General features: G+C 56.7%; 9 protein-coding genes. 3 read left to right on the plus strand and 6 right to left on the minus strand.

Features of this window, described 5'->3' with window-relative positions; all coding sequences use genetic code 11:
• Window positions 1–738, minus strand: coding sequence for a class I SAM-dependent methyltransferase (locus PEL01S_RS12885; RefSeq protein ID WP_063185099.1), 738 nt, complete (start codon window positions 736–738; stop codon window positions 1–3).
• A gap of 212 nt (window positions 739–950) precedes the next feature.
• Here PEL01S_RS12885 and PEL01S_RS12890 point away from each other — a divergent pair, with 212 nt between their 5' ends.
• Entirely contained in the window at window positions 951–2,159 is a 1,209-nt protein-coding gene (locus PEL01S_RS12890) for an ROK family transcriptional regulator (protein WP_063185097.1), read from the plus strand.
• Between the two features lie 643 nt (window positions 2,160–2,802).
• On the opposite strand, the gene PEL01S_RS12895 is transcribed toward PEL01S_RS12890, so the two are convergent.
• The 3 genes from PEL01S_RS12895 to PEL01S_RS12905 all read right to left on the minus strand — a co-directional run bounded on the left by PEL01S_RS12895 (window position 2,803) and on the right by PEL01S_RS12905 (window position 6,142).
• Complete coding sequence (locus PEL01S_RS12895) at window positions 2,803–3,975, minus strand: DNA sulfur modification protein DndB (RefSeq protein ID WP_108534335.1); 1,173 nt, start codon at window positions 3,973–3,975, stop codon at window positions 2,803–2,805.
• The gene (locus tag PEL01S_RS12900; protein WP_127460564.1) at window positions 3,975–5,150 is read right to left on the minus strand and encodes a DNA sulfur modification protein DndB; all 1,176 of its coding nucleotides are present in this window, start codon (window positions 5,148–5,150) and stop codon (window positions 3,975–3,977) included. Before PEL01S_RS12900 ends, PEL01S_RS12895 begins: the two co-directional genes overlap by 1 nt.
• A 239-nt stretch (window positions 5,151–5,389) precedes the next feature.
• The gene (locus PEL01S_RS12905) at window positions 5,390–6,142 is read right to left on the minus strand and encodes a YqjF family protein (RefSeq protein ID WP_127460565.1); all 753 of its coding nucleotides are present in this window, start codon (window positions 6,140–6,142) and stop codon (window positions 5,390–5,392) included.
• A gap of 374 nt (window positions 6,143–6,516) precedes the next feature.
• On the opposite strand from PEL01S_RS12905, the gene PEL01S_RS12910 reads away from it, so the two are divergent.
• Window positions 6,517–8,190 (plus strand): glycerol-3-phosphate dehydrogenase/oxidase, encoded by a 1,674-nt coding sequence (locus PEL01S_RS12910; protein WP_063185089.1) that lies wholly within the window; start codon window positions 6,517–6,519, stop codon window positions 8,188–8,190.
• A 21-nt stretch (window positions 8,191–8,211) separates the two neighbouring features.
• Here PEL01S_RS12910 and PEL01S_RS12915 read toward each other — a convergent pair whose 3' ends face one another.
• Both PEL01S_RS12915 and PEL01S_RS12920 read right to left on the minus strand, forming a co-directional pair.
• Window positions 8,212–8,772: a glycerol-3-phosphate responsive antiterminator gene (locus PEL01S_RS12915; protein WP_127460612.1), complete on the minus strand. Its 561-nt coding sequence runs from the start codon at window positions 8,770–8,772 to the stop codon at window positions 8,212–8,214.
• A 38-nt stretch (window positions 8,773–8,810) separates the two neighbouring features.
• Window positions 8,811–9,695 carry an alpha/beta hydrolase family protein gene (locus PEL01S_RS12920; RefSeq protein ID WP_127460566.1) on the minus strand — a complete coding sequence of 295 codons (885 nt, stop codon included), beginning with the start codon at window positions 9,693–9,695 and terminating at the stop codon, window positions 8,811–8,813.
• A 318-nt stretch (window positions 9,696–10,013) separates the two neighbouring features.
• Between PEL01S_RS12920 and PEL01S_RS12925 the strand changes: the two genes are divergently transcribed.
• Window positions 10,014–11,687 carry a ribonuclease J gene (locus tag PEL01S_RS12925; protein ID WP_063185086.1) on the plus strand — a complete coding sequence of 558 codons (1,674 nt, stop codon included), beginning with the start codon at window positions 10,014–10,016 and terminating at the stop codon, window positions 11,685–11,687.
• Window positions 11,688–11,710 lie beyond the last annotated feature (23 nt).

Here is an 11,710-nt window from a genome sequence, read left to right on the forward strand (position 1 = left end):
TTACGCGTCCCTCCTGCCGACAAAGATCATTCGTTTCGATCGGTCGGGCTCGTAAGCCGAAGCGTCGTAATCGCCGTAAATAGCGTCGATTTTCAGCCCGGCTAGCTCTAGCATTTCCAGGAAACGCTCCCGCCCGATCAGCTTTACCTGTTCCTCGTAGACCCGCTCGCCCGATCCGCTTCCGTCCTGCAGCACGATCGTTTTGCGCACGAATCCGTCCTCGATCCTGCGTTTCTCATCGATATGGATTTCTTCGACGGTTCTGACCGAGTGCGGTACCAAATGCGCCGCCACATAGGCCGGATTCAAATAATCGATAATGAACCGCCCGCCCGGGGCGAGCAGACGGTACATTTCCCGCAGCACCTGCTCGTTGTCCCGATCGCCGGAAAAATAACCGAACGACGTAAACAAGTTGACGATCGCATCGAACTGATCGGTGATCGGCACGTTGCGCATATCCCCATGGACCCAGCGTACTTCGCCTGCGGTATCCAGCTTTCTCGCTTCCGCCAGCAGCACCTCCGATAAGTCCATCCCGGTAACCCGAAACCCGAATCCGTTCAGCGCCATCGAATGCCGTCCCATACCACAGCACAGGTCAAGCACCTCCGCTCCCTCGGGCAGCTCCAGCCATTCCATCATCCGGCGCACTTCCTCATAAGCGCCCTGCATATCGCGATGCTTGTAGACGAGCAGATAATCCCGTCCGAAGCTTTTTTCGAACCATTCGGTCATTTCACTTTCGTCCCTTCTATCCCAGCTTTCCTGGACAAACTAAGCCCTATTTTACCAGAAGGTCCCGCCTGAACGCACGCTTTTGTTCGAATCCGCCGTCCGAGCCGAAGCCGAACTTCGTTTTTCTTCAGGAAGGATAGCAGGCCGACAAGGACTGTAGTATAATTAACGGTTGAAAACGAAAGAGACCCTTCTGGCAACGGAGGAAAAAGATGACAACTGCCATTCAACAGCGCATTGCCGGGCGTAAGCATAAAGAAATTTTTGAGCAAATCCGCAAGCAGGGGACCGTCTCCAAGATCGACCTGCTGGAGAAAAGCGGGCTGACAGGCAGTACCTTAACCCGAACGCTGGAGGAATTAACGGCCCAGGGGGTTATTGCGGAAGCCGGCTTCGGCGAATCGACCGGGGGGCGCAGGCCGATTCTATATACGGTAAATCCCGATTATGCCTATGTGTTCGGATTGGATATATCGCGAATGTATTCCAAGCTCATTCTGTTCGACCTGCAGCTGAACAAGCTGGACAGCAAGCGCTGGGTCATGACGGAGGACGTCACTCCCGAGGTACTGCTCGAAGAGATCGTGGCCGAGTGCCGCGCCATGCTGGAGCGCCGCTCTCTTTCGGCTGACAAGGTGCTCGGGATGGGCATCGGGGCTGTCGGGCCGCTGGACCGGGCTTCCGGCATGCTGCTGGAGCCGCTTCATTTCGCCGCCTCCGGCTGGAAAAATGTCAGCGTCACCGGCTTTCTGGAAAGCCGTCTCGGCTTCACAGTTCTGCTCGATAACGGAGCAAATACGGCGCTCATCGGCGAATCGTGGTCGGACCGGGAGCGCGATTACCGCCATTTGCTGTACGTTCACGTCGGCGTCGGCTTACGTTCGGCCATGATGACGAACGGGCAGGTCGTCTACGGGGCGGTAGATATGGAAGGATCGATCGGCCAAATGATCATTCAAACGGACGGCCCCCGGCTGTGGAATCATGGCAACTTCGGCGCGCTCGAATCGTATGCTTCCATTCATGCGCTGGAGCAGCAAGCGCAAGCCCGGCTCAAGCAAGGCCGCGATAGCCTGCTGCTCCGGCTGGAACCCGATCCGGAGAAGATCGGCTTCGCCCATCTCCAGCAGGCGCTGCAGGCCGGCGACCCGCTGACAGTCGAACTGTTTACGCAGGCGGCCACCTATTTCGGCATCGGGCTATCCAACCTGCTGAACATTTTGCATCCGGAGAAGGTCATTCTGGGCGGCGCCTTGATCGGCGGCCATGCCGGCTTCTTCCATACCGCGACGCGCGTCGCGATTCAAAGAACATACTATTATCCCAAATATCAGGTTGTGTTCAGCCAAGGCACGCTCGGCGAAGAAGCGCTCGCCACCGGGGCGGCGCTGCTGGTCGTGAATAAGCTGAGCGCGGTATAATCGGGCGGGGACGGGTACAGGAGCCGGGGACGGGTGCCGATGGCGAGGTGCTATGAGCTGGGGAGCAGGTACCGAGGGGATCGCCGTGGGACGCTGACGTGGTACCAACGACCAAGTGCTGGCGACCAGATGCCGTGCCGGGTACCAATTCAAAAGCGGATGGCAAGGCTCCTGCGCGAATACCCGAAAGTTTCACCAAAATTAGCGGAACTGCACGTACCCTATGCCATCAAAATTGGCCCGGCATTTCAAAATAGCGAATCTGTGGTGCCCTAACAGCCCTCTTTTAGGGGATATGAACATTTTTCGACACGATTAGAGCACCTCGGTTCCGCTATCCCCGATACATCGTTTAAAAGCCCCGCTTAACCCACCCTGCCAAGTGACTCCGACACGAATGATGACTCATAATAACGCACCGGCGCAAAATAGTTTCTCCTACAGACAACTTCCCGTTTTATCGTCTTGGAATGCTCATACGCCCCTGTCCCTCTGTCCACTCTCCCGTACTGCCCTCACTCGCCTCGTCTTTACTCAGCTCCCCCCCGGCCTATCGCCTCTTGCCCTCAACGGACATGTCAAAAAGGCGCCCCCGCAATGCAATGCAGGGACGCCTAATTTTATATTTCCGCTTCAATCTGCCTTAAGCCGACGCTTCGCCTTCCTCGACCGGATCGCCGTGCAGCTCTTGGAACAGCTGAACGAGCTTGCCGTGCTTGCGCAGCGATTTTTCGTGAATCAGGTTCAGCTTGCCGTTGTCCAGCACTCCGAAGCGTTCGATCAACTGCTCGTTCTCATGCGTCCAATCGAAGCCTTCGAAGATGTTCAGACAATTGGTCCAGTTCTTCGTATACTTGCCGTCCGTGAACAAATGACGGTGCGCATACAACGCGACGCTTTCCTGCATGGCGCGGGACGCCGAAGTGTACTGCGGCAGCCCCGGCTGCTCCGGCATGAGAGGAACCAGCGTGCTATAGAATTGGTGCAAAATCTCGATGTACGTGGACGGGTCCTGCTTGATCCGGCGCGCCAGCTCGTAGGACGGCTGCATTTTGCCCGTAAACAGCATCGTCGCGGTCGAGTACATCCAGCTGAACGACGTAAAGTTTTTGTTGTAAGCGGTCAGGTTGGCCCGACGCTCTACGCCCGCGGACTTCAAGAAGACGTTGTGGTCCACGACCTGCTGAATGACGACATTGAGCGGATCGATCGAGTCGAACGAATGGCCGAGCTCTTTGCTGACGAGCTGCACCTTGGAGTTGATATCCCCGAACAGTTGCTTCTCTTCTTCCTCACTAAGCCCGATGTAGATTTGTACCGCCAGCTCGCTTTCCATCAGCTCCAGACGGCGGCGTTCCAACTGCTCGACCTGACCTTCCAACTGCTCCAGCTCGCTTGCGATCTCCGCATTGTCCGGCGCTTTCCGGTGCTTGATTTTCATAGCGGCGACTTTCTTGTCCAGGCTGCGCGCTTCTTTGAGCATTTGCTCGTTCACGTAGCCGAGGGCGAGAATGCGGTGCTGGCCGTCCAGAATGCTCAGCTTCGAACCGGGACGCAGGTACAGGCCGTTCTGCACCTTAGCCAAGCTGCTTACGTCGCGCAAGCTTAAGGTGACCGGACCGAAAAAGACGCGGTCAAGCTCGCGCTCCTGCAAGTAGTTGGAAATTTTGCGGCGTTGTCCTCCGCTCAGCTTCCGCTGCACCATCGGATCAATGGTGGTGTAGTTCAGCAGATCCTGCACTTGTATCGCAACCGTTGCGAGTCCGAACCGATCGCAAAACGGATGTATGGTCATTTGCAAATTTAAACCGTCCATTAACCGACGTCCTCCTTAGAGCTATCTCCCGGAAAAGCCTGCTGCCCCATCGAATCGTCGCGGATCAGGAACATGTGGTGCTCCACGTAAAAATCTTTGACGAACTGATACGCTTTTACGATGCGCGAGCGTCGTGGCAAACGGTCTTTCTCGTCCCCGCTGTAAATGGCGCTCCAGTCGATATGCGGCAAAATTTTGAGCGCGTAATCGAGCGCGTATTTGTTGAACGTGCCGGTTTTCGTCACTTCGTCGTGGAAGAACATCGCCAGCGCAATCTGCAGGTTTTCCGTCCAGCAGAGCTCGCCCTTTTCCGGCTCCGGCAAGTACTTGAGCAGGCTTTCGAAATAGAGCGCCGCCAGCTTCAAATGCTCTTCGATCTCTTTTTCCTCAAAATAGTACCCGTTGTTGCGCGCCGCCGACTTGAGCCGTCCCTCGAACAAGCCGATCAAAATTTCGATCAGCAGGTGGTAGGAGAACAAATACTCCGGCCCTTTCCCCCGCTCCGTGAACATGTCGACAGGCAGATTCTTCATCACAGGCGCATCTTCCACAAGCCTCGAGGCCAGCACATGGTAGAACCGGCGCTGCTCGCGGAGAACGGCCAGATTTCCGCCGATTTTGCGCGGAAGCTTGTTGATGTCGGAGAACAGCTGCCGCTCCTGACGCGCATTGATGTCCAGGTAGATCATGGTGGACATCGGGAAAGCGTACAGCTTGCTCAGCTTCGCGCTGATTTCCTCCATGCGGTCGTACTCCCGGCGGTCTTTTGCCCTGGCCATTGCGCCCTGCAGCGTTTCCATCAGGCGGCGGAAGGCGGCAAGCCGGTGCTGGCCGTCCACGACGTACAGCTTCTCAATCGCCTGCAAACGGTAGACCTGCGCCTGCGCGTCATACTCTCCCGCGCCGCGGGCCGAGAGGATGATCCCCGGAAAATAAATGCCTTGTCCGTGATCCAGATAGAGCATGATATAGTCCATCATCTTGGACAAGTTTTGCGGAACGATGGAGCGCTGAACCTCCAAATCCACTTCATAAATGGCGAACAGCTTGCTCATCGGAAGCGTGGTCGAAAGCGTAGTCTGTCCGAACGTCCGGGACATCGCCCCGGGAATTTCGATATACGATGACGCTTTCTGCTCCGCCAGCAGCTCCGACAGAGATGAAATTTGATCCATATCCGTTTTCCTCCTTGGCTTACCTCGCGTAAAGCTATATGCATATAGTTTACTATAATAGGTTCATATAATTCCATTATACACCGAAAAGACACGAAACATTCAGGATATTGGCAAAATATGCGTCTTTTTTTTCGTTTTCCGAACTTGCTTTTTTGAAAAAGAGCAAAATAAGGAAAAGCCGACAGTTCAGAATGAAACGTATCGGCAGGTTACAGAGCTATGATGGATTCGTCCCGCTAAATCATTCGGTCAGCGGCCTTCAGGAGCGGCCATATGCGCACTTCGAGAGCTTCCGCATAATGAAGCAGCGGAGGTACAGCCGGCGCGAACGGAAGGCCGTTGCCCGTCAGCATCGTATTCTCGTAAAGCTCGGCTTCCGCCTTCTGCAGCGGCCAGGGCCGATGATGGATGTCGCAGCGCATGACGTCCCGTCGCCCGTTCAAGGTATACAAGCAGTAGCGTTCGGTCAGCCAATGCTCCAGCGATCCCGGCTCGGCCGTATACGGCGCCGACACGGGCCGGTAACGCGCGGCAAAGTCGGGACCCGCCTGCCGGCGCTCGCTCCGGTAAAACACGGTTTCGTTTTGCACGGTTACGCCCATATCGGCCCGGTAGTACGGAAGATGGTACAGCCATCTGGCCAGCTTGACGGCAAGCGTATGCGCCGCATCGAGGCTGAAAAAATAGACGCCGGGCTTGTCATGGAGCGTGACGTACGTCCTGACGTTAAGCTCTGGAAACCGGCTCGTTCCCGGAATCGGCGGCAAGCCGCGAAGCCGGATGTCCGTCATCCGGAAAGGGACGACAGCCAGCCATGCGCTGCCCTCGAAGGTATCCAGCGGCAGCTCCTTCGGCACATAAGCGCGAAGCTCATCCGCCGGAACGGACCAATGGGCAAACAACAGATTGCGCCAAGTCTGCTTCATGACCCACGGCAGATCAGGCAGCGGCCACGGGCGGTGCGCGGTATTGAAACGGTCAGGCTCCATGTCGGGGTCCCCCTTGACTCCATGTCATGAACGAGTACAGTCCCGCGAATCGCTGATCGGGCCGGCTGAGACGACCCCTCGCTTGCCGCGGGCCTCGTTTAACTATTTAACCGAGCAATATATATAGGAAAAAGGTTGCAAAGGGAATCTATCATAAGCCCGATTTTGCTGTCAAGGTTGATCCAAAACCGGTCTCGTGCTATGATAAAGTTAACAAGTTAATCAGGTCAGAGATCAAGAGAAGACCGTGAGCAAGCTCTTCAGGAGCGCGTATGCGACAAGCGACGTGCCGACGTAGAGTTGTTTCACGTCTTCTCTTTTTTGCTTTTACCCGGAACCGGGCGGCCGCATATTTCGAAAGGGGATCGATACACATGACAAAACAGGCGCAATTTTCAGGGGAACACCGACAAGCACAGCTTCGGGAGATGGCCGGAGCCCCGCTCGATCTGCTGGTTATCGGCGGAGGTATTACCGGAGCAGGAATCGCGCTCGATGCGCAAACCCGGGGTCTGAAAACCGGACTGGTCGAAATGCAGGACTTCGGCGCGGGCACGTCGAGCCGTTCCACGAAGCTGATTCACGGCGGCTTGCGTTACTTGAAGCAGTTCGAATTCAAGCTGGTGGCCGAGGTCGGCAAAGAGCGGGCCATCGTCTACGAGAACGCGCCGCACGTGACGACACCGGAGTGGATGCTGCTGCCGATTATCGAAGGCGGCACCTACGGCAAGCTGGCAACCTCCGTCGGGCTGATGATGTACGATTCGCTGGCGGGTGTCAAGCGGAACGAGCGCCGGATCATGCTGTCCAAAGCCGAGACGCTGCGGCGCGAGCCCCTGCTTCGCGAAGACAAGCTGAAGGGCGGCGGCTACTACGTCGAGTACCGGACGGACGACGCCCGGCTGACAATTGAAACGATGAAAGCCGCTGCGGACCGGGGCGCTTTGACGGTCAACTATGCGAAGGTGGAAGAGCTGCTCTATGAGGGCGGGAAGCTGAAGGGCGTACGCGTCGTCGACATGCTGAGCGGCGAAACGTACGACATCTTTGCCCGCAAAATCGTCAATGCGGCCGGACCTTGGGTCGACACGATCCGGGAAAAGGACGGCTCGAAGCAGGGCAAGCGGCTGCACCTGACCAAAGGCGTGCACCTTGTCATCGACGGCGGACGTTTCCCGCTCAAGCAGGCGATCTACTTCGATACGCCGGACGGGCGCATGGTGTTCGCCATTCCACGGGACGGCAAAACGTATGTCGGCACCACAGACACGAACTACAGCGGCGATATCGTTCATCCGCGGATGACGACGGCCGACCGCGATTATATTTTGACGGCGGCGAACTTCATGTTCCCGAGCCTTAAGCTGACGGCGGCCGATGTCGAGTCCAGCTGGTCCGGGCTGCGCCCGCTCATTCACGAAGACGGCAAATCGCCGTCGGAGCTGTCGCGGAAGGATGAAATTTTCATCGCTCCTTCGGGTCTTATTACCATTGCCGGAGGCAAGCTGACCGGCTACCGCAAAATGGCGGAGCGCATCGTCAACCTCGTCACGAGCCAGCTCCAAGAGCAAGGCGGCGCATCGTATCCGGGCTGTACGACAGACCGGATCAAGCTGTCCGGCGGCGACGTCGGCGGTTCGGCGCAATTCAAGGCGTTCTCGGAAGCGAAAGTACGCGCTGGCGAAGCGCTCGGTCTGACGAAGCGTCAAGCCGAGTCGATCGTGCAGCGCTACGGCTCCAACGCGGACCGCATCTTCCAGCGCTGCACGCAGATGCGCGAAGAAGCGGAACAAACCGGCCTGCCGGTGGACGTGCTGGCCTCGCTCGCCTATGGCATTGAGGAGGAAATGGTCGCGACGCCGCAGGACTTTTTCGTCCGCCGTACCGGCGCGGTGTACTTCGACATCGCCTGGGCGCAGCGCTGGAAGCAGCCGGCGACGGCTTACATGGCGAAGCGCTTCGGCTGGACGCCAGAGGTCGCGGAGGAGCATCTGCGCCGGCTGGACGTGCTGCTGCACGATGCGGCGACGCCTGCCGCTTCCGAGTAATCGCCCGGTCCCGGCAAGCCGTTATACCGGCGCATAGACGTCCCACAGCTCCCTGCGGGATGTGGTGACGGCTACCGCGCCGGAGCCGAGCGCAAGCTCGACATCTTCGTTCGTCCGGATCAATCCGCCGGCCAGAATCGGAATGTCGAGCTTGCTGTGCATCTCGGCGATAATATGAGGCATCACGCCCGGCATCACTTCAATGTAGTCGGGCGTCACTTTCTCCGACTGCCGGTAAGTCGTGTCGAGCGCAATCGAGTCGAGCAGGAAGTGCCGCTGAATGCCGAGCACTTTATGCTTTTTCGCCGTCGCTACGGCGCTGCTTCGGGTGGAGATGATGCCCGCCGGCCGCATGGATTGGCATAAAAACTCGATCGCATAATCGTCGTTTTTCAGGCCGTGAATCAAATCCACGTGCACCAGCAGCTGCTTCTTGTGCTGCCGGACAAGCTGTGCGACGCTCATCAACTGCGACACATGGCTGTCCAGCAGGACGATCCAAACATAGGACGATGCGAGCAAATGCTCCAAATCCTTCAGCTTGCGTACGGCGGGAAGAATCCGCTGTCCGTAAAAATCCAATGGAGCCGGGACTGATGTCCCGGCTTTTCGTTCTGCGTTCAACCCTGCCTGCCCCTTTCGCCGGCACCGCGCATCCGGTCGTCCAGGAAACGCACAGTCGCTTCGAGCGCTTCCTCCAAATGCGGGGTCGTTCCGGCAAACGGATGTACCGCGCCGAACGTATGCGTCCCCTCTGCAATCGTCACGAACGATTGGTCTGGAGCGGCTTCGCGCAGCCTGCGGAAGCCCTCCTTCAGCCGGTCGGAGTCCGCGTCGCCCTGTACGGACAGCACCGGAGTCTGCAGCCCGGCGAGCCGTGCGCCAATATCGAAGCGCTCCGCGTTTTTCTTCAAGTCATCGTAGAACGTTTGCCGAATCGGCATGTTCTGCCCTGTCCGCGCGTTCGCCACGTAAGCGACGCCGCTGCGGGCGAGTTCTTCCTTGAACGCGTCGTCGAACAAGTCGGCCGAAGCGATGCCGTTCCACGTGACGACGGCCTGCACGTCCGGGTGCTCCGCGGCAAACACGATGCTGTTTCCACCCCCGCGGCTGTGGCCGAGCAAGGCAACCCGTCCGGTATCCGCCTGCTCCGCAAAGGGCAGCCGCTTCTCCTGCAGCAGCTCCCATACAAACGCCAGATCCGCCTGCTCACGGGAGTACGTGTTTACGGCGAATTTGTCCAGCTCGTCGAAATCCCGCTCGTTCACCCCGTTGCAGGAAAAATTGAACCGGACGACGTAATATCCGCGGCGGGCCAGCTCGGCGGCTGCATAAGGCTGGAAGCCCCAGTCCATGAAGCTTTTAAAGCCGTGAGCCATGATCACGACGGGCACCGGTCCTCTGTCGGTCGTCTCCTGTACCGTTACCTCGCCCCGAAGGGTAAGCCCGGCGTCAATCGGCTGCTCGAAACGCTGCTTCCGCAATCCGGATGCTTGCTCGCTCATAAGAATTCCTCCTTGAATACATTGAATTATTTATGGAATAACGGCTACCGTACAGCCCTTCCGTCTTTTGTGCCGTGCCTGGCTGCATTTCCTTTCCATTGTACCAAAAGCGCCGGCATTTGCCATGCTCCCTTTGTCCCGCCGCGCGAATCCTCCCCGAACCATCGGACCGTGGCAAAATAACGCGCCTTTTTCAAACGGTTCGACCAACATTTACTTTTTTTTCGAGAGTTGTGTTATAATAAAAGCAAGTGACTGGTTCGGATCTTTTGAGTTTGATTTGTATGTTCGTCGTCAATTCCATCGAGGAGGTCTAACTTGGCTAGTTCAGAAAAAAAGTTGTCCATTTTTGCCTTGGGCGGCGTAGGCGAAATTGGCAAAAACATGTATGTGGTACAGTACGCAGACGACATTATTGTCATTGATTGCGGTTCGAAATTCCCGGATGTGGAGCTGCCCGGCATCGATATTATCGTACCGGATATCTCCTATCTGATCGAGAACCGGAATAAAGTCAAGGCGCTCGTCATTACGCATGGTCATGAGGATCATATTGGCGGGTTGCCTTATATCCTCAAGCAGCTCAATATGCCCGTCTATGCGAGCAAGCTGACGATGGGACTTATTGAAGGGAAATTAAAAGAACACGGGCTGCTGGGCTCGACGGAACGGGTGTTAATTCACGCGGATTCCGTATTAAAGTTCGGAACAATTGTCGCTTCGTTCTTCAAAACGAATCACAGTATCCCGGACAGCCTTGGGGTCGTGCTTGATACCCCCGAAGGCGCAGTCGTTCACACCGGCGATTTTAAATTCGACCAAACGCCCGTTAACGGCCAATATGCCGACCTTCACCGCATGTCGGATATCGGCAAAAAAGGCGTCCTCGCTCTGCTCTCCGAGAGCACGAATGCGGAGCGTCCAGGGTTCACTCCTTCGGAGAAAAGCGTCGGCGTCAATCTGGAGGACGTATTCCGGACCGCTCGCCAGCGGGTGATCGTGTCCACCTTTGCCTCCAATGTGCACAGGCTTCAGCAGGTCATCGAAGCGGGCATCGCTTCGAACCGAAAGCTGGTCGTCATCGGACGCAGCATGGTCAATATGATTACCATCGCCTCCGAGCTCGGCTATCTGAACATTCCGGACGGCATGCTGATTGAGCCAAACGAAGTGAATAAATATGCGGCTGACCGCATCGTTATTCTATGTACGGGCAGCCAGGGCGAGCCGATGTCGGCGCTGACCCGGATGGCCCGCTCGAACCACAAGCAGGTGGAAATTCTCCCCGGAGACACGGTCATCATCTCGGCCACGCCAATTCCGGGGAACGAAAGAAATATCGGACGGACGGTCGACGAGCTGTTCCGTCTCGGCGCCCACGTTATCTACGGCTCCGGCACGCTGACGGGCATGCACGTTTCCGGACATGCCAGCCAGGAAGAATTGAAGCTGATGATCAATCTGATGCGTCCGAAATTTTTCATCCCGATTCACGGGGAATACCGGATGCTCCGTCAGCACAGCACGCTGGCGCAAGCGGTCGGCGTCGACCCGGCCAACATCTTCATCGTCGACAACGGCGAAGTCGTTGAAATCCAGAACGGCGCAGCCCGCAAACGCGGCAAAGTTCCTGCAGGCAACACCCTCATCGACGGCTTAGGCATCGGTGACGTCGGAAATATCGTCCTGCGAGACCGTAAGCACTTGTCTCAAGACGGCATCCTGATTGTTGTCGTTTCGATCAGCAAACAGGAAGGCAAGATCCTCTCCGGACCCGACATCATCTCCCGCGGCTTCGTATACGTCCGCGAATCGGAAGGCTTGCTCGACGATGCAAGCCGCATAGTGTCCAATACGATCAACAAATTAACTCACGAGAATGAGAACCAATGGTCTACGATAAAATCAAATGTAAAAGATGCGCTTGGACGATTCTTATATGAGCGAACCAGAAGAAAGCCGATGATTCTTCCGATTATTATGGAAGTTTGATCGAACCAAACCAACCAGTCCAC

It is taken from the genome of Paenibacillus elgii NBRC 100335, assembly GCF_004000865.1.
In the GTDB taxonomy this organism is placed as follows: domain Bacteria; phylum Bacillota; class Bacilli; order Paenibacillales; family NBRC-103111; genus Paenibacillus_G; species Paenibacillus_G elgii.